An 18,362-nucleotide genomic window follows, 5' to 3' on the forward strand; every position below is an offset into this window, starting at 1 on the left:
TAGCAATGTTTCGTATCGGAAATTCTTTTGAGGGATTGTACCTATGAAAGCTTCCACCATCCTGTCGGATCTCGGTATTTCCCACCTCACGGAAGCGGGCGACATCGCCGTGCATTCGCCGATCAACGGCGAGCTGATCGGCCGCGTCGCGAGCCAGTCGGCGGCCGACGTCGACGCCGTGCTCGCGAAGGCGCAGGAGGCGTTCAAGACCTGGCGCAATGTGCCGGCGCCGCGCCGCGGCGAACTCGTGCGCCTGCTCGGCAACAAGCTGCGCGAACAGAAGCGCGCGCTCGGCAGCCTCGTCACGCTGGAGACCGGCAAGATCTTCCAGGAAGGATTGGGCGAAGTGCAGGAGATGATCGACATCTGCGATTTCGCCGTTGGCCTCTCGCGTCAGCTTTACGGTCTCACCATCGCTTCGGAGCGTCCTGGCCACCGCATGGCCGAGACCTGGCATCCGATGGGCGTGTGCACCGTGATCTCGGCTTTCAACTTTCCCGTTGCCGTGTGGTCGTGGAACGCCGCGCTCGCGCTCGTGTGCGGTAACGCCGTCGTCTGGAAGCCCTCGGAAAAAACGCCGCTCACCGCGCTCGCCGTCAACAAGCTTCTGCAGGACGTGCTCAAGGAATTCGGGGATGCGCCTGAGGGCCTGACGAGCCTCGTCATCGGTGGCCGCGAAGTGGGGGCGAAGCTCGTTGCGGACCCGCGCTCGAGCATCGTGAGCGCCACGGGCAGCACGGAAATGGGCCGCACGGTCGGCGTGGAAGTTGCGCGCCGCTTCGGCCGCTCGCTGCTCGAACTGGGCGGCAACAACGCGGGCATCATCTCGGCGACCGCCGATCTCGAACTCGCGTTGCGCGGCATCCTTTTCTCGGCCGTGGGCACGGCGGGACAGCGCTGCACGTCGCTGCGCCGCCTCTTCGTGCACGAGAGCGTGTACGACAAGGTGACCGAGCGCCTCAAGACGCTGTACGGCAAGGTTGCGATCGGCAATCCGCTCGAACAGGGCACGCTGATGGGGCCGCTCATCGACGAGCAGTCGTTCACTCGCATGCAGGCGGCGCTCGAGCAGGCGAAGCGCGAGGGCGGCAAGGTGTTCGGCGGCGAGCGTCATACCGTGGCGGGCAACGAAAAGGGCTTCTACGTGCGTCCGGCAATCGTCGAAATGCCTTCGCAAACCGAAGTCGTCCTGAAGGAAACCTTCGCGCCCATTCTCTACGTGCTCAAGTACCGCGACTTCAACGACGCCATCGAGGCGAACAACGCGGCCCACCATGGCCTCTCGTCGTGCGTGTTCACGACGGACCTGCGCGAGAGCGAGCGTTTTCTCTCGGCCTCGGGCAGCGATTGCGGCATTGCGAACGTGAACATCGGGCCGAGCGGCGCGGAAATTGGCGGCGCGTTCGGCGGGGAGAAGGAAACGGGGGGCGGGCGCGAGTCGGGCTCCGATGCGTGGAAGGCCTATATGCGCCGCGCGACCAACACGGTCAACTATTCGTCGGCGCTGCCGCTCGCGCAGGGCATCGATTTCAACGTCGAATAAGCGCGTTTGGCGTGGAGGTCCGGGCGCATCGCGCGCCCGGACCCTGCACTGATTCACTCGATGTCGTCTGGCGCACGCGCGCAGCACTTACCCGTTCTGGAGCAAGTCGTGAGTTCTCAAGTCGTTATCGTTGGCGGCGGAGTCATCGGTAGTTCTATTGCTTACTTTCTGCGCGCAACCGACCCAACGGTTTCGGTGACCGTGTTCGAGCGCGACCCGAGTTATGCGCGCTCGTCTTCGGCGCTTTCGGCCGCGTCGATCCGGCAGCAGTTTTCCACGCCGCTCTCGATCCAGATGTCGCTCTTCGGCATCGAGTTCCTGCGCGGCATTGGCGAGCGGCTCGAAGTCAACGGCAGCCGTCCGTCGATCGATCTGCACGAGGGCGGCTATCTTTTCCTCGCCACCGAGGCGGGCGATGCGACGCTGCGCGAAAATCACGCGCTGCAGACGCGCCTCGGCGCAGACATCGAACTCATGTCGCGCGACGCGTTGCAGGCGAAGTTTCCATGGCTCAACGTCGAGGATCTCGCAAGCGGCGCGTATGGCCGCAGCGGCGAGGGCTGGTTCGACGGCTACGGCCTCGTGCAGGCGCTGCGCAAGAAGGCGCAGTCGCTCGGCGCGCGCTATGTGGCGGCGGATGTGACAGGCGTCGTGCGTAGTGGCCGCAAGGTCACGCACGTGATCGCGAGCGACGGCGAACGCCATGCGTGCGACACGCTCGTGAACGCGGCAGGCGCGTGGGCACGCAAGCTCGCCGTGATGATGGACATCGACATTCCGGTTTACGCGCGCCGCCGCAGCATTTTCAATGTGTCGTCACCGGCGCGGCTGACCCATTGCCCGTTACTGATCGATCCGTCCGGCGTGTATTTCCGCCCCGAGGGCAACACGTACATTACCGGCACGTCGCCGAGCCCGGAAAACGATCCCGATGACCTGCCGCTCGACGAGGTCGATCACGCCATTTTCGACGACGTGATCTGGCCCACGCTGGCGCACCGCGTGCCGGAGTTCGAGGCGCTGCGCGTGGAGAATTGCTGGTCCGGCTACTACGAGTACAACGTGCTCGACCAGAACGCCATCATCGGGTATCACCCGGCAATCGACAATTGCGTGTTCGCCAACGGCTTCAGCGGGCACGGTCTGCAGCAAGGGCCGGCAACGGGGCGCGGTGTGAGCGAACTGATTCTGAATGGCAGGTACACCACGCTCGATCTTTCTTCGCTCGACTGGTCGCGCGTGCTGGAAAATCGTCCTATCGTCGAGAAGAACGTGGTGTGATGCCGCAGTGACGATCGAGTCAGGCGACGCAAACTTGAGGCCCGTATCACGGGCCTCTTTCGTTTGACCCGCCGCCTCGCCATGAACGAAGGCGCGCGGGACGCTTGATGAGCAAACCGCAAGATGTGGTGATTAGATTTCGTTTGATGCGCGCAGGCGGCCCGACCACAATCGAAGCTTATCCGGCCACCGCCATTGACGACATGTACGACTTCACCGCACCTTTCCAGCATCCGGCCGGTTCGCCGATTCGAGAGCTTTTCAGGTACCTGGCACAACCAGGCATGATTTCCTTCGCCGGCGGCTATCCCGCCAGCGATCTTTTCGACGAGGAAGGGTTGCAGGCGGCTGCCGCGCGCGCATGGCAGGCCCCCACACAATGCCTTCAGTATGGTCCGACCGACGGCTTGCCGGAGCTGAAGGCCCAGATCCTCGCACTCATGGCGCGGCGCGGCGCGATATGCGCGCCCGAGGAAATGCTGATCACCACGGGCTCGCAGCAAGGGCTCGATCTCTTGTTGCGTGTGCTGCTCGATCCGGGCGACACGGCGTTGACGGAGCAGCCTGCCTATCCGGCCACGCTGCAGGCCCTCAGGCTCCAGCAGGCGCGTGTCGTGACGGTGCCGGTGGACGGTGACGGCATCGACGTCGATGTGCTCGCCGCCCGGCTCGCATCGGGCGTCATTGCGCGGCCGAAATTGCTGTACACCGTGCCGACCTTCGCAAACCCTACCGGGGCCACGCTCACGCGTGAACGTCGCCTCGCGTTGCTGCGCCTCGCCGTTCAATACCGCTTTGTGATCGTCGAGGACGATCCCTATGGCGATCTGCGTTTCGCCGGCCAGGCCATGCCCTCCCTGCTCGCGCTGGCGAGCGAAGTGGAGGGTGCGCGCGCCTGGGTCGTGCATTTTTCGAGTCTTTCGAAAGTCGTCGCGCCCGGCTTGCGCGTGGGCTGGACGATCGCCCCCGCCGAAATCGCGCGGCGCTGCGTGATCGCCAAGCAGACCGTCGACCTGTGCAGCACACCGTGGACGCAGGCGATCGCCGCGCACTATCTGGAAGCGGGCTCGCTCGAACAGCATCTGCCGCGTATCACACAAGCGTATCGGCGCAAATGCGAGGCGCTCTGCGATGGCCTGCGCGCGGAATTCGAGGGCGAAATCGCGTTTCATCAGCCCGAAGGCGGCATGTTCGTGTGGGCGCGCATGCCGGGCCTGGCGATCGATGCGCTTTTGCCGAACGCGATCGCCAGCAACGTAATATTCGTGCCGGGCAAGGCGTTTTTCGCCGACCATCCGGATAGCGCCTCGCTGCGCCTTTCGTTTGCCGCGCCGAACGTTGACGAGATTCGCGAAGGGGTGGCGCGTCTGAAGCAGGCGGCGCAGGCTACGCGCGCGGCGCAGGTCGCGTCGGCGCGTGCGTGAAGTGCATTGAATCGCGGCGTTGCCCCTCCAGGGGCGTGTCACGCGGCAGACCGGCTTACCGAACGAGGAAGCCGTAAGTCAGCGGGTCACGCTCGTCTACGATCCACGTTGCGAAGCCGCACACGAACGCGTTGCCTTCGACTTCCGGAATGACTGCACGGAAGCCGCCGACCGTCGTTTCGCCGAGCACACGTCCCTTGAAGACGGTGCCGATGATGGATTCGTTCACAAGGGTCTCGTCCTTGCCGAGTTCGCCTCGCAGATACAATTGGGCGACGCGCCCGCCGGTTCCGGAGCCGGTCGGCGAGCGGTCCACCTCGCGGTCCGCAAACACGCAGCAGTTCGCTTGCGTCGAGCCCGGGTGTCGCGGTGCGCCGGCAATGATGGTTCCGTATATGTGATTGATCTCCGGAATCTCGGGATGGACGACAGGGTACGCCTTGTTGGCGGCTTCCTTGACTTCGGCGCCGAAGCGGATGAGCGCCTCGGCCGACGACTCGCGAACTTCAAGACCATGCGGGTGACCGTCTGTATAAAAATAGAACGCGCCACCGAAGGCGATATCGCCCTTGACGGTGCCAAAGGAAGGCGTCTCGACGGTCACATCCCGCTTCCAGATGAAGGACGGGACGTTCACGAACCGCACATTGCCGGCGTGCTCGCCATCCCACTGAACGTATGCCTCGATGAAGCCGCAGGGAGCGTCGATGCCGACCCGCGTTTCCGGCACCTGGCGCTGCACCCAGCCAAGCTCGACCGCGGCGGTGGACAGTGCGATGACGCCGTGTCCGCAGTGATCGCTATAGCCCTCGTTGTGGAGGAAGATGATGCCGAAGTCGGCGCTCGGGCTGACCGGTTCGGTCAGATAGCCGCCGTACATGTCGGCATGGCCGCGCGGCTCGAACATCAACGCGGTGCGGATTTCGTCGGCGTTTTCCTTGAGCCACGCACGACGCTTGACGATGGTGTCGCCAGGGAGGCGGGGGAGGCCGCTGGTGACGATGCGGAAGGCTTCGCCGCCGGTATGGACTTCGACTGTCGAAATGGTACGCGTAGTTTTCATGGTGTTTTCACGTGCGATGCGTGGTTGTAACGACATCCGTCTGGCTCGTCCTGCGCGGGTGAAACATAGGCGCCGGGCGCGGGCTTCCAATGCGCGAGGACAGGCAAGCAAGCGTCAACGGAGAAAGCGCCATAAACTGTAGCGGAAATCGCGAGCGGAAAGGCTTCAGCATGGCGACATGCGTTTGTGCATACGCTCGACGCACCGTGGTCTCCGTCAACGACAGCAGGGAGGCGCAATCGTGGAACTGACCGACTTCGACCGGCTGACCTTTGACTGTCATGGCACCCTGTTTGACCGGAAGAGCGGCATTTTCGATGGCCCAAAGACCCTGCTCGAACACGCCAGGGCGCCGCTCGCACGCGACCAGGTGCTTGACGCACGTGCACGCCACGAACCATGACCACGCCTTCGGGACAAGATTCGCTGATAGCACGTCTTGCGCAGGCTCGGCGGCTGCTCGCACTCGCGCAAACGGGTTTGCACTACGCAACGAGCCCCTTCGACACGGAAAGATACGCCGAGATCGCACGCATCGCGCATCTTCAACTTGCAGAGATGGCTTCCATGCAAGCATGCGATGTCGCCGCGCTCTTCGCGTCGGAAACGGGCTATGCCAACCCCAAGCTCGATGTCAGATGTGCCGCCTTCAACGAGGCCGGGCAAATCCTGCTCGTGCGGGAGGCCGTGGATGGCTTGTGGTCCCTGCCCGGCGGGTGGGCCGATGTGGGCGTCTCGCCCGCCGAGAATGCGGCGAAGGAAGCCCGCGAAGAAAGCGGCTATACGGTGAACATCGTCCGGCTGCTTGCCGTGTGGGATATGCTCAAGCACGGTCATCCGCCTTCCGTGTTTCACATCTGGAAGCTGGTTTTTCTTGGGGAAATCGTGCAGGCGGGCGAGATATGCGGCGCTGAAACCGACGCAGTCCAGTTTTTCGACGTCGATGACCTTCCCGCTCTATCGCAGGGGCGAATTCTCCCTGAACAGATTCGACGCCTGCATGCGTTGCGCAACAGCGGCGATGTCGAATTCGACTAGGACCAGCGGCGCAGTACGGCCGTTTCGTTAGAACGCTACATTTGTGTCGACCTTATCGAATGCAAAGCGAACCGCAAGTCAGTGTGATCCGGCAGATTCCGCGCAGTGTCTGGGTGCTCGGGTGTGTCAGTCTGTTCATGGACATTTCGTCCGAAATCATTCACAGCCTGCTGCCGATGTTCCTGGTGGCAAGCCTCGGCGCGAGTGCCGGCGCGATCGGCATCATCGAAGGCGTCGCCGAGGCAACGGCCCAGATCGTCAAGGTGTTTTCGGGCACGCTGAGCGACTATCTGCACAACCGCAAATGGCTCGCAGTGGCCGGCTATTCGCTCGGCGCGTTGAGCAAGCCCATTTTCGCCATTGCGCCGACGGTTGGGGTCGTGGTCACGGCTCGTGTCATGGACCGGGTCGGGAAGGGTATCCGGGGTGCGCCTCGCGATGCGCTCATCGCCGATGTCACGCCGCCGCAACTGCGCGGTGCGGCCTTTGGCCTGCGTCAGGCGCTCGACACGGTCGGCGCGTTGCTCGGGCCGCTGCTGGGCGTCGCCATCATGCTGGTGTCGGGAAACAACTTTCGGCTCGCATTCTGGATTGCCGTCATTCCCGCAGTGCTCACCGTCACACTGCTGACATTCGGTGTCAGGGAGCCCGTGCATGAGGCTTCCGTCAAGAAGGGCAATCCCGTGACCTGGACGCGCCTCAGGCAGCTCGGCACGAACTATTGGTGGGTGGTCGGCGTGGGCGCTGTTTTCGCGCTGGCGCGATTCAGCGAGGCGTTCCTGGTGCTTCGCGCAATGGGCAGCGGCGTATCGATCGCGCTGGTTCCGCTCGTCATGGTGGCGATGAATTTCATCTACGCACTCTCGGCATATCCGTTTGGCAAGCTCGCGGACACGATGAGCCACACCCGGTTGCTGATAGCCGGCCTCGTCGTATTGATCGGCTCCGATATCGTGCTCGCGCACGGCGCGCACTGGAGCCTGGTCCTCGTGGGAGTTGCACTGTGGGGGCTGCACATGGGCATGACCCAGGGTCTGTTTTCCGCGATGGTCGCCCACACGGCGCCGCCAGATCTGCGGGGCACCGCGTTCGGCTTCTTCAATCTGCTGAGCGGTGTGATGACGCTGGCGTCGAGCGTCGTCGCGGGCCAGTTGTGGGAACGTTTCGGCGCAGCCACTACGTTCTACGCAGGCGCCGCATTCTGTGCGGTTACCGTTGTGCTGCTCCTGGTCCATCCGACGCCGATCGCCAGCGAGGGGCGCTAAGTCAAGGACGTAGCCACCTTTCGATCGGGAATCACGTGGCTGGCTTCTGGGAACGGGCGGCCTCGTGCTGCGCGGCCCGTTCCTCTGCATGGGCCTTCGCAAGGTGATGTCCGACGATGCAGCCGCCTACCGCGCCCGCGACTGCGTGGTGACCCGCATAGTGTCCCGCGACACCGCCGACGACCGCGCCCTTCAGGCAGCCGGCGGCGTGGGCCGATCCGGCTGCCGCCAGTGCCAGACCAGCAGCCGCGGCAAGTGTCCTGATACGGTTATTGAAGTTCATGTGCTCAGCTACTGATGTGAAGGTTCAGCGGTGAAATCGGCTCAATAGCCCCAGCGATCATGGTCGCGCCAGGCTCGCTCACGCCATTGGTGCTCGCGCCGTTCGTGTTCTCGCCATTCGCGTTCGCGCCACTCACGCGCACGCCAGTCGTCGTCGCCGCGCCAGGCGACCGCGACCGGTGGAGGCGCATACTCAGCGGGCGGCGGAGCGACATAAACAGGCTGGGCCGGGGCGTAGGCCACGCCAGGTACTTCAACGCCCAGTGCTACATCTACGTGGGCGAACGCTGCGCTCGACGCTGCCAGCGCCGCCGCACCCAATACCACGCCGAGAATCGTCCTTTTCATTTCGCTGCTCCTGCGCACTTGATGTGCGTTGCTGGTGGGTACGGTTCGCAGTGTAGGCGGCGGACCCGGACACAGGTGCAACGGCGATGCTAGATTCGTAACGTTGCATTATCGGGTCTGCGCGTTCGGTTTTGCAGCCACGAATCCTGCAAAGGCGTTGGCTTGTGATAAGCACCCCGCGAGCTAACGCGGACAAAAAGAAACGCCAACCTGAAGCGGTTGGCGTTTTGCGTGGGGTATTGCGAGTATCAGAACTGGTTCATGGTGTTGTCTTTACCCGCCGCTTTCAGGGCTGCTTCGCCGCTGAAATACTCCTTGTGGTCGTCGCCGATGTCCGAGCCGGACATGTTCTGGTGCTTGACGCATGCGATGCCCTGGCGGATTTCCTTGCGCTGCACGCCAGCCACATAACCGAGCATGCCCTGGTCGCCGAAGTATTCGCGGGCCAGGTTGTCGGTCGACAGTGCCGCGGTGTGGTAAGTCGGCAGCGTGATCAGGTGATGGAAGATGCCGGCTTCGCGCGCCGCATCGGCCTGGAAGGTGCGGATCTTTTCGTCGGCGGCGAGCGCCAGTTCGCTTTGGTCGTATTCCGCGCTCATCAGTTGGGCGCGATCGTATGCCGACACATCCTTGCCTGCGGCTTTCATCGCGTCGTACGCCTGCTGACGGAAGTTCAGGGTCCAGTTGAACGACGGGCTGTTGTTGTACACCAGCTTGGCATTCGGGATGACCTTGCGGATCTCGTTCACCATGCCGGCGATCTGGCCGATATGCGGCTTTTCGGTTTCGATCCACAACAGGTCGGCGCCGTTTTGCAGCGCGGTGATGCAATCGAGCACGCAGCGCGCTTCGCCCGTGCCGGTGCGGAACTGGAACAGGTTGCTGGGCAGGCGCTTGGGACGCAGCAGCTTGCCGTCGCGCTTGATGACGACGTCACCATTGCCCAGTGCGTCGGCCGAAATTTCGTCGCAGTCGAGGAACGAATTGTATTGGTCGCCCAGGTCGCCCGGCGCGTGGGTCACGGCGATCTGCTTGGTCAGACCGGCGCCCAGCGAGTCGGTACGGGCCACGATGATGCCGTCGTCCACGCCCAGCTCGAGGAAGGCGTAGCGGATGGCGCGGATCTTGGCGAGGAAGTCCTCATGCGGCACGGTGACCTTGCCATCCTGGTGGCCGCACTGCTTTTCGTCGGACACCTGATTTTCGATCTGGATGCAGCATGCGCCTGCTTCGATGAACTGCTTGGCCAGCAGGTAGGTGGCTTCGGCGTTGCCAAAACCCGCGTCGATGTCGGCGATGATGGGGACGACGTGGGTGATGTGGTTGTCGATTTTTTCCTGGATGGCGGCTTTGGCAGCGCCTTCGGCCGCGTCCAGCTGGCGGAACAGGCCACCCAGTTCACGGGCGTCGGCCTGGCGCAGGAAGGTATACAGCTCGCGGATCAGTGCGCTGACGGCGGTCTTTTCGTGCATCGACTGGTCCGGCAGCGGGCCGAACTCGGAGCGCAGCGCGGCCACCATCCAGCCGGACAGGTAAAGGTAGCGGCGCTCGGTGCTGTTGAAATGCTTCTTGATGGAGATCATCTTCTGCTGGCCGATGAAGCCATGCCAGCAGCCCAGCGACTGGGTGTACTTCGACGGGTCGGCATCGTAGGCGGCCATGTCGGCGCGCATGATCTTCGCGGTGTACTTTGCGATGTCGAGGCCCGTTTTGAACTTGTTCTGGGCGCGCATGCGGGCCGCAGACTCGGGATTGATGGCATTCCACGCGCTGCCTTGTTTCTCTTTCAACGCAGCAACTGCCTTGATGTCGTCTTGATATTGGGCCATTTGGTTCTTCCAGGAGTGAGCGAGTTTGAAAAATGGCTGAATGTCCCGTTGTGGCTGCCGGAACACACTGCATGAGTGAATTGTAGGCTCCTTCCGCGTCCAAGAGTTATGTCTTATATAAGACATATGACTTAATTTTGTGGTTATTTTTCAATCGGTTATAGGTAGCATATCGTGATGTGAAACGGTATTTTGGTAAATGGAAAGGATGCGTTTGGAGAAATCGGGCGGAATCTCACAATGTGAAATCCGCTTTCGAGGATCGGAAAAACGCCAGGCATGGAGGGGAGGTCGCAGAAGGAAAGGGCTCGAGCCTGACCGCGACCCGGCGCGGCTGCGCCGCGTGAGCGCTGGAACCGGCGGCGCGCTTTCGACTGGGCTAGCCGTGCGCCCGACGGGCTGCGGGAACAAGTTGCGCAGTCACTGCAAGAAGTCACTGTATGAACGCCGGCGGGCTCCCGTGTAGCTCCGACGCGCATGGCTTCAGGGTTGTCTGCCGATGGCGGTGCTGCGGACCTGCGTTGCCGCGTGGCGCATTGCGCGCCTGACGCGCGGCTGAAGGCGCGCGAGCTCGAGGTCTTCTGCGATGTCAGCGCGATACGACGACTATGCCGTAGCCGCGAAGATGGAGCGTATCGGGATCGCGCCGCGGCGGCATTGGGCAAGCGAAACCGGGAATCCGCCGTGTTTCGTCCACACAAGAGCGACGGCGCGTATCTACCGCCGCGGGATGAACAGGGTCGGTCATCGGCCTTGTGACACGTAGCCTTCCGAATGGATCAGGTCGGACTTTGCACCGAGCGCTTTCGCCTGGGCGGCGCAGGCCTCGGTGAAGTCCGGGCTGCCCGCAATGAACACGCTATAGGCGCTGAGATCCGGAAACAGTGCTGGCAGCAGGGCTGGAATGCGCCCGCTCCTGAAGCCCGGGGCCTCGCTACGGGTCAGCGTCGGAATGTAGCGGAAATTCCGGTAGAGACTCTGCCAGTAGCCGAGCACGCCGCTGCCGTAAACGTCGCCAGGCGTTCTTGCCGAAAACAGCAACGTTACGGGTTGTTTGTAGCCTCGACGTAAGGCGGCCTCGGTCAACGACAGGATGGGCGCCAGGCCCGAGCCGGCCGCCATGCACAACACCGGAGTCTCGGAAGACGGATCACCGATGAACGTGCCGTACGGGCCCGAAAGCCTGACGACATCGCCGACCTTGAGTTGCTCGTGGATCCAGACAGACGTCGCGCCACCATCCAGTCGGGTTACCTGCAATGCGATCTCGCCATCGGGCCGTGGTGCATTCGCAATGGAATAACAACGGGCTGGCGCCCCCGAAAAGTGATCGCCTAGCGTCACATATTGCCCGGGCCAGAAGCGCATGACCGGCTCGACGGGCCGCAGGCGGAGTTCGACGATACGCTCGGTCCGACGGATGCGGTCGACGAGGATGTAGGTCATGGCCTCCTTCGGCGGAAAGAGTCGGGGTCTCGAGCCGTCGAAGTCCCATTCGATCTCGAGCGTCTTCGACAGGGGCTTGGCCATGCACATGAGGCCATAGCCTTGCTGGCGCTCTTCCTGGGACAAGGCCATGTCGAGCACCAAACCCTGATCGAACTCGCCCGAGCGCACCTTGACCTTGCATTCGCCGCACGCGCCGGCGCGGCAGTTGTTGGGCAGCGCGTAGCCTTTGCGCTCCAGGGCCTGCAATACGGTGTCGCCGGGCAGGCAGTCGACGGTCTTGCCCGATGGCATCAGACGGATTTCGCTCATTCTTGAGTTCGCAGATAAGAAAGGGACTGCAGCCGCGGGGCGGCTGCAGCGTCGCTCAGAGGGTCGCGCGACTCAGAACACCGGGATGATGTCCTTCATGTCGATATCCCGGATCTCCTGGCCGGTGATGCCCACTTCGGGAATCGCCGGGAAGGGGATGCCGTAACGGTCGAGTACGCTCTTGAGGTTGAGCATCGCATTGCGCCAGTTCTCTTTTTTCGTTTCGTACTCCGGAATCTGGAAGCCGGCCTTGCGAGCCACCGTTTCGCCTGCGCGCTGGTTGGCGATGAAGTCTTCGGGCAGATCCCAGAAGTCCATCGGTGGCTCGAACAGCACGGCGGACAGAAAGAGGTACCCGGCGCGGACCTGCTTGGTGATGAGCGCTTTGTTCTCCAGTTCCATTTTCGGGTAGTCGCGCTCCATCAGTGCCATGCAGATGGCCATGTGGCGGCCTTCGTCCCGGCCGATGTTCCGGAAAGCTTCCTTGAAAACGGGCTCGGTGCAGCCGGCGGCCATCTGATGAAAGATGGTGGCCGCAGCGATTTCGCCCATCAAAAATGAGCTGAACAGGACGGCCAGCGGATACTTCGGCACGGCGGCCTTGTAGCCCGTCCAGTAACGTCCGCCGTTGTAGTAGAGCCACTTCGCATTCTTCTGCAGGCGTTTGCCGAGCTCGGTTTTGGGCGAATACGTCAGCGGGTCGGGGTGCTCCAGCAGGCGCGTGATCGCCGCGCCGCACATCTGCTCGTGGTTCTGCTCATCGCGGGTCACCGAAAAGAAACAACGGCGTACCGCGTCTTCTTCATGCACCTCGTAGGTCTTGATGAATGCCTCCGCGAAGACCGGCGGCGCGGAAGCATCGAACACGGACAGCAGGGTCCACCAGTATGCGATGGCCTCGCGCTCTTCCCAGTTGTAGCGGGCCGGGTCGAACGTCGCCCAGGGGAGCTTCTTCACATCCCAGTATTCACGCTGTGACGCGTCCCAGACTTCTTCCAGCTTGGCAGTGCCTGCGTGCCAGCTCAACGGGTAGACGTTGGGCTGTTCGGTGGCGGGCGGGAACTCCATGGTGCGGGCGAGTTTCTCGTTGTGACTCACAGACGTGTCTCCTTGAGGCGAAAGCGACGCTTGACAAGAGGGCCCGCCGAAGAGGGGCGGGCAAAGGTAATTAATTAACCGACCGGACGGTAAATTAATGTATCGCATCGAACGTCGTTTTTTATTGATTTAAATCAACTCGGCGGAGGCCGCACCGGTGAGGACGTGACGAAGCAATGCGGGCCTCACGCAAGCATGCACAAGGGCACGTTTCTCTGCATGAGCGCGCAAATCTGGAATCAGGAGTCGGCAAACCTGCGTCGCATTACCACTGAAAACCTGCAACGCGGCGAGTGGTCGAGGGACCAGGTTCGCGAGGGAATCCGCGATCTGCTGGGACAGATGCCGCGCCTTGCTCGCTTGCCAGGCTCCTCTCACTCTCATGGCGGAGACCAGGAGAAAGTATGGACACCTGCAAGGCGCGGGGAACGTCGCGGACGGCCGCTTCCGCGGATGAAAGTTCGCTTCAGTTCTATCCCGCCTCGGTAATCGCGCGGTAGATCGATCGTTTGGGCGCTTTCATCACCCGCCGCACGATCGGCTCGAATACCTCGATTGGACACGTCCTGGCAGTGGCGTCGAACGCCGGATCGTCGTACCGATCCACGAACTCGAGCGTGCGTTGATAGTGGGGATGCTCGCTGAGCTGATCGCGCATATGGCGGTCCATGCCGATGTGGTGAAAGAAGTTGTGCCCCTGAACGATTCCATGGTGCTCGATCATCCAGAGGTTAGCCTCGGAGACAAATGGTTTCAGTATGGCGGCCGCGATTTCAGGATGGTTGTACGAGCCGGTCGTGTCGCCGATATCGTGCAGCAGCGCGCAGACCACGTACTCATCGTCGCGGCCATCCCTTAGTGCCAGCGTGGCGGCCTGCAGGCAGTGTTGGTAGCGGTCGATCGGGAAGCCGCTGAACTCCCCGTCGAGCAGTCTCAGGTGCGCAAGAACTCGCTCGGGCAGTCGGGAGAAATACTCGGCAGCTTGAGGCTTGATGATCTCCCAGTCTTCGCGGGTACTGTCTTGCATGCGTGTGAACGTTGCGCGTTTCGGTTTCATCGGTGAGGTAGTGAGTGTGGTGGTGTAGAGGGATTCAGGCGATCGACGGAACAGCGCGAGCGCCGCCGACGATTCACTCAATCGATTCACTCAATCGATTCATTCAAGCCCGATTCCCGCGCGCCGTAATCGGGACGCGCCTGGTGCGGCGGCCGCTCATATCACCGCGCCGCCATTGGGGCTGATGACCTGGCCGACGAAGTAGTGATCGCCGGCGAGGAACGTCGCGACCGCCGCATATTCGTCCATGGTGCCAAAGCGCCCCGCGGGTATGAGCTGCCAGAAGCGGTTGCGTGCCTCCTCGCCGATCGAGTCGAGGTATTGTTCGAAGAACGGTGTCTGCACGCCGCCAGGCGCGAGCGCATTGACGAGAATGTTTCCGCCGGCAACTTCGGCAGCCACGGTCCTGGTGAAGGCGATCACCGCCCCCTTCGACGCGCTGTAGTGCGGACTATGCGCGCTAATGGTCGAAAACCCGGCGACCGATGCGAGATTCACGATGCGCCCGTAACCTTGGGCCTGCATCAGCTTGAGCGCTTCGCGCGTGCAATAGAACATGCCGTGCACGTTGACGTCCCAATAGCGGTGCCAATCCTCGTCCGTGATCTCGCTCGTGAAGCCGAGCGCCTGCCTGGGTTGCGGGGTCGTGATATACGCGTAATGCCTGTTGCGGCGCATCTCGTCTGCTGCCGCTGTCGGGCCCAGCGCCGCGTTATTCACGAGGATGTGCAGGGTGCCAAAGCGCTCCACGATCGTTGCGAACATCTCGCGGACCCTGGCGCTCGAAGTGATGTCGCAAGCGAGCGCGATACAGCGCGCCCCGATGGCTTCGACCGCTTCCCGCGTTTCTTCGAGGGCCGGCTGGTCGACATCGCAGATGACGATGTCCGCGCCCGCTCGCGCGAAATGCCGTGCGATCACGCCGCCGAGGCCGCGACCGGCGCCGGTGATGAGTGCGACGCGCCCCTGAAGGGGACGCGCGTTAGCCAGCGCTCCACTGGAACGTTCGATCTGCTCGTTTTTCAGCATAGATTTCTCCGCTTTCGGGTAACTGTGTTCGCCGCGACGCTCAGGCACGACGCATCAAGCTGTAGCTTTGTGCCGTCGGACCACCGTCGGGCATGCTGGCGAGGAACAGGGCCAACGGCACCACGTCTTCCGGTTGCTTGGCCCACTCGCCGGGCGGCATCGGAACGTCACGGGTCATCGCCGTCTTCACCGGACCTGGGATCAGTTCGTTGACGCTGATGTTGTAGTCGAGCAGTTCCACCGCAAGCGACTGGGTCAGCATCCAGAGACCGCTCTTCGAGCAGGAGTACGCGGAAAACCCGGCAACGGGACGGTTACGCTGGCCCGAGCCGACCATGATGATCTTGCCCGCCCCGCGCCGGCGCAGATACGGGATGGCCGCATGCGCGGTGTGATAGGCGCCAGTCAGATTGATGTCGATCGTCTTGCGCCACTCGGCCGGGTCGCTGTCTTCGATCCTGCGCAGGTCGGAGGCGACACCGGCGTTGGCAACCACGATATCGATGCCGCCGAAGACTTCGCTTGCGCGCCGGAACAACGCGACTGTGTCGTCGTAGTCACCGACATTGGCCGTCAGGGCAAGCGACGCCCCTCCTGCTTCACCGATCATGGCAGCGGTTTCGACGATTTCCCCTTCGCTGCGCGCACTGCATACCACCGAGGCGCCGGCGCGCGCATAGGCAAGCGCAATTGCGCGGCCGATGCCGCGGCCAGCACCCGTGATCACGGCCACTTTGCCGTCGAGCGAGGAAGAAGTTTGGGTTTGTGTCATGAGACGACTCCTGTAGGGATAGCGAGGCGGATCGCGCCGCCGCGCAACTATCGTGTTGATTCGAAGCGGCGCAGGTCGCGCTCATAGGTCGCTTTGGCGCAGCCGAAGGCCAGCGCGGCGCCAACTGAGACCAGCGGAATCCACTGCAGCGCGCCGAGCAAACCGATGCGGTCTGCGAGCAGGCCGGTCACATAGGGGCCCGGCGCACCGCCGAGCAGGTTGTTCGCGAGCGTCAACGTGGCGAGTGCCGTCGCGTGGATCGAGGCTGGCACGAGGTTCGTTGCCATCGCACCGGCCGGCCCCCAGGTGCCGGCGGCGAGAAACACACCGGCGGCGATGACCGCGAACTGGGCGGCGCCCGTCTCCATGCGCATGCCGATCATCAGCAGTACGCATGATCCGAGGCAGTACCCGATCGCCAGCGTGACCTTGCCGCGCGGCGAGTTGCGCGCGACCCGGTCCGCGACAACCCCGCAGAGCGACATGCCCACGCCGCTCACGATCAGCATGAGCGCGGCCGCGAGTGCGGACTTCGCCGGCGCCATATGATGGTAGCGATTGAGGTAGCTGGGCAGCCACGCGATGATGGCGTAGGCGGTGAACAGTTGAAGACCGCTCCCCACGTAGGTGAAAACCAGCGTGGGCGTACAGAAGAGCGATTTGAGAAGCTCCGGCAACGTTTGAGAAACGCCCTTTGCACAGCGCTCATGTCGACGCGCATGGCGTTTCACTCGGGCTTCGGTAACGGTTGCGGCGCACGCCAGGACAAGGAGCAGGCCGAACAGCGCCATGCCCACGAATGCGACGCGCCAGCCAAAGCGTGCCGCAATCACGCCGCCGGTTGCCATGCCGAGCACCGAACCCAGCATTCCGGCGGAGGTGAAGGCGCCCGTGAGCGTGGCTCGCATCGATGCCGGAAACACGCTCAGGATGATGGCGAGACCGACGCTGCCATAACCGGCCTCGCCAATCCCCACTAGCAGGCGCGCAGTGAGCATGTGACCGTAGTTCCTGGCGAGCCCGCACCCGAGCGTGGCGAGGCTCCAGAAGAGCGCCATCAGTACGACGCTTCGAGTCCGGTTCCAGCGGTCGGCGACCAGGGCGACCGGAAAGGCCAGCAACCCGACCATCAGGCCAACCACGCCGCTGAGCAGACCGAGTTGCGCGTCGGTCAAGTTCCATTCGGACTTGAGTTGCGGGAATACCGCATTGAGCACCTGTCTCGACATGTAGTCGGAGAGCATCAACCCGAAAATCAGCCCGAAGACTACCCAGGCATATACGCGAGGGTGGGTGGGCCGCACAGTGACGGCGGCCCCTGTCAACGAACCAACGTTTTCTTCCAGCATGCTGACCTCTTGTCGTTTGCTACCCGCAATTCGTTGCATCGCAATGGGATGCTGTTCTATCGATCGCCCGCACCCAAGTGCATTGGCGTGTTCGAAGTCTCAGCGAAAGGCAGGCATGGAATTTGACTTTTTGTGGCAACGTTTTTACATTTGGTGGCATTGGTGGAGACCCCTATGCCTTCCTTGTTGAGAAGCGCCAGCCTGACCAACTACGTTGATATCGCCCGCGAAGTGGGGCTGGATCCTCACGAGCAGCTGCGGCGTGCCGGCATCAGCGGCGCAGCCTTGCTCGATCCGGACATTCGTCTGCCGGCGGGGGCGGCGATGCGCATGCTCGAAGAATCGGCAAAGATCAGTGGTGCAGAAGATTTCGGCCTTCGCATGGGGGAGACGCGCCAGCCCGCCAATCTCGGTCCGCTGGCCATTGCCCTGCAGGAGGAGCCCACGCTGCGGCGGGCGCTCGAGTCGTTTTGCCGTTACGTGCGTCTGCAGAACGAGGCGATGGGCGCGCGCGTGGAGGCGACAGGCGACATCGCGGTGCTCATGGTCGAAGTTCTCAATGCGGGGCCCGGAACGTTTCGCCAGTCCATCGAACTGGTCGTCTGCGTACTGCACCGCACGCTCACCAGACTTCTGGGCAGTGACTGGAGGCCGCGCGGTATCTGCTTTTCGCACCCACCGCCGGCCGCGCTCGCCACCCATCGGCGCGTCTTCGGCGTGCCCGTCGATTTCAATAGTGACTTCAATGGCATCGTGCTGAAACGATCCGATCTGGATGCACCGATCTCGTCGTATGACGCGTTGCTCGCTTCACATGCGCGAGATCTCCTCGATGCGAAGCTGGCGCAATCGCACGCGAGCGTGCCCGAGAAAGTAAGGGAACTGGTCTTTGCGCTGTTGCCGGTTGGCGAATGCGATTCCGAACGGGTGGCGCAGGAACTGGGCATGCATAGAAAGACCCTGTACCGGTACCTTGCCGCGCATGGACATACGTATCAAACGCTCGTCGACGAAGTGCGTGCCGAACTCGTGACGCGCTATGTCGAAGCCGGCGAGCGTCCCTTTACCGATGTGGCGAGGCTGCTGGGCTTCTCGTCGCTGAGCGCGTTCTCGAGGTGGTTCTCGAGCCGGTATGGATGCACCGTGTCCTCGTGGAGACGTGCTAGCGGTTCCAAGGCTTGAAAGCTTGTTCGCTGGAACCGCCAGCGACGCCGGCGCCTGCGGCT

Annotated in this window: 17 protein-coding genes; 7 read left to right on the forward strand and 10 right to left on the reverse strand. The window is 62.7% G+C overall.

The window, feature by feature from the left end:
* Window positions 1–43 precede the first annotated feature (43 nt).
* From amaB to BMI01S_RS13455, 3 genes are all read left to right on the forward strand, one after another.
* Window positions 44–1,543 (forward strand): L-piperidine-6-carboxylate dehydrogenase, encoded by a 1,500-nt coding sequence (amaB, locus tag BMI01S_RS13445; RefSeq protein ID WP_028210271.1) that lies wholly within the window; start codon window positions 44–46, stop codon window positions 1,541–1,543.
* A gap of 108 nt (window positions 1,544–1,651) precedes the next feature.
* Window positions 1,652–2,824, forward strand: a complete 1,173-nt coding sequence (locus BMI01S_RS13450; protein ID WP_028210270.1) for an NAD(P)/FAD-dependent oxidoreductase — start codon at window positions 1,652–1,654, stop codon at window positions 2,822–2,824.
* 203 nt (window positions 2,825–3,027) lie between these two features.
* Window positions 3,028–4,248, forward strand: coding sequence for an aminotransferase-like domain-containing protein (locus tag BMI01S_RS13455; protein WP_028230424.1), 1,221 nt, complete (start codon window positions 3,028–3,030; stop codon window positions 4,246–4,248).
* A 55-nt stretch (window positions 4,249–4,303) separates the two neighbouring features.
* Here BMI01S_RS13455 and lhpH read toward each other — a convergent pair whose 3' ends face one another.
* The gene (gene lhpH, locus BMI01S_RS13460; protein WP_028210268.1) at window positions 4,304–5,311 is read right to left on the reverse strand and encodes a trans-3-hydroxy-L-proline dehydratase; all 1,008 of its coding nucleotides are present in this window, start codon (window positions 5,309–5,311) and stop codon (window positions 4,304–4,306) included.
* Window positions 5,312–5,552: 241 nt separating this feature from the next.
* Here lhpH and BMI01S_RS40775 point away from each other — a divergent pair, with 241 nt between their 5' ends.
* From BMI01S_RS40775 to BMI01S_RS13470, 3 genes are read left to right on the forward strand one after another with little or no spacing between them, the layout of a single operon-like run.
* Complete coding sequence (locus tag BMI01S_RS40775; protein ID WP_154671162.1) at window positions 5,553–5,714, forward strand: HAD family hydrolase; 162 nt, start codon at window positions 5,553–5,555, stop codon at window positions 5,712–5,714.
* Window positions 5,711–6,349: an NUDIX hydrolase gene (locus tag BMI01S_RS13465; protein ID WP_042289484.1), complete on the forward strand. Its 639-nt coding sequence runs from the start codon at window positions 5,711–5,713 to the stop codon at window positions 6,347–6,349. The genes BMI01S_RS40775 and BMI01S_RS13465 overlap by 4 nt, the downstream gene beginning before the upstream one ends.
* 59 nt (window positions 6,350–6,408) lie before the next feature.
* Window positions 6,409–7,614 carry an MFS transporter gene (locus BMI01S_RS13470; protein ID WP_028230427.1) on the forward strand — a complete coding sequence of 402 codons (1,206 nt, stop codon included), beginning with the start codon at window positions 6,409–6,411 and terminating at the stop codon, window positions 7,612–7,614.
* Window positions 7,615–7,645: 31 nt separating this feature from the next.
* On the opposite strand, the gene BMI01S_RS38970 is transcribed toward BMI01S_RS13470, so the two are convergent.
* From BMI01S_RS38970 to BMI01S_RS13515, 9 genes are all read right to left on the reverse strand, one after another.
* The gene (locus BMI01S_RS38970) at window positions 7,646–7,897 is read right to left on the reverse strand and encodes a hypothetical protein (RefSeq protein WP_081715852.1); all 252 of its coding nucleotides are present in this window, start codon (window positions 7,895–7,897) and stop codon (window positions 7,646–7,648) included.
* 41 nt (window positions 7,898–7,938) lie between these two features.
* Window positions 7,939–8,244, reverse strand: coding sequence for a hypothetical protein (locus tag BMI01S_RS38975; RefSeq protein ID WP_081715851.1), 306 nt, complete (start codon window positions 8,242–8,244; stop codon window positions 7,939–7,941).
* 248 nt (window positions 8,245–8,492) lie between these two features.
* Window positions 8,493–10,073 carry an isocitrate lyase gene (locus tag BMI01S_RS13485; protein WP_028210263.1) on the reverse strand — a complete coding sequence of 527 codons (1,581 nt, stop codon included), beginning with the start codon at window positions 10,071–10,073 and terminating at the stop codon, window positions 8,493–8,495.
* Window positions 10,074–10,817: 744 nt separating this feature from the next.
* The gene (locus BMI01S_RS13490; protein ID WP_028230429.1) at window positions 10,818–11,831 is read right to left on the reverse strand and encodes a 2Fe-2S iron-sulfur cluster-binding protein; all 1,014 of its coding nucleotides are present in this window, start codon (window positions 11,829–11,831) and stop codon (window positions 10,818–10,820) included.
* 72 nt (window positions 11,832–11,903) lie between these two features.
* A complete protein-coding gene (locus BMI01S_RS13495; RefSeq protein WP_244145306.1) occupies window positions 11,904–12,929 on the reverse strand; it encodes a hypothetical protein in 1,026 nt (341 codons plus the stop codon).
* A gap of 472 nt (window positions 12,930–13,401) precedes the next feature.
* Entirely contained in the window at window positions 13,402–13,986 is a 585-nt protein-coding gene (locus BMI01S_RS13500) for an HD domain-containing protein (protein WP_028230431.1), read from the reverse strand.
* 156 nt (window positions 13,987–14,142) lie between these two features.
* On the reverse strand, window positions 14,143–15,015 hold the full coding sequence (locus tag BMI01S_RS13505) for an SDR family NAD(P)-dependent oxidoreductase (protein ID WP_081715850.1): 873 nt from the start codon (window positions 15,013–15,015) through the stop codon (window positions 14,143–14,145).
* 40 nt (window positions 15,016–15,055) lie between these two features.
* Window positions 15,056–15,748 (reverse strand): SDR family NAD(P)-dependent oxidoreductase, encoded by a 693-nt coding sequence (locus BMI01S_RS13510; RefSeq protein ID WP_244145305.1) that lies wholly within the window; start codon window positions 15,746–15,748, stop codon window positions 15,056–15,058.
* An 86-nt stretch (window positions 15,749–15,834) separates the two neighbouring features.
* Window positions 15,835–17,136, reverse strand: a complete 1,302-nt coding sequence (locus tag BMI01S_RS13515; RefSeq protein WP_042289487.1) for an MFS transporter — start codon at window positions 17,134–17,136, stop codon at window positions 15,835–15,837.
* Between the two features lie 174 nt (window positions 17,137–17,310).
* Between BMI01S_RS13515 and BMI01S_RS13520 the strand changes: the two genes are divergently transcribed.
* A complete protein-coding gene (locus BMI01S_RS13520; RefSeq protein WP_028230434.1) occupies window positions 17,311–18,318 on the forward strand; it encodes an AraC family transcriptional regulator in 1,008 nt (335 codons plus the stop codon).
* Window positions 18,319–18,362: the final 44 nt, after the last annotated feature.

The organism is Paraburkholderia mimosarum LMG 23256 = NBRC 106338, assembly GCF_000739815.1.
GTDB lineage: Bacteria > Pseudomonadota > Gammaproteobacteria > Burkholderiales > Burkholderiaceae > Paraburkholderia > Paraburkholderia mimosarum.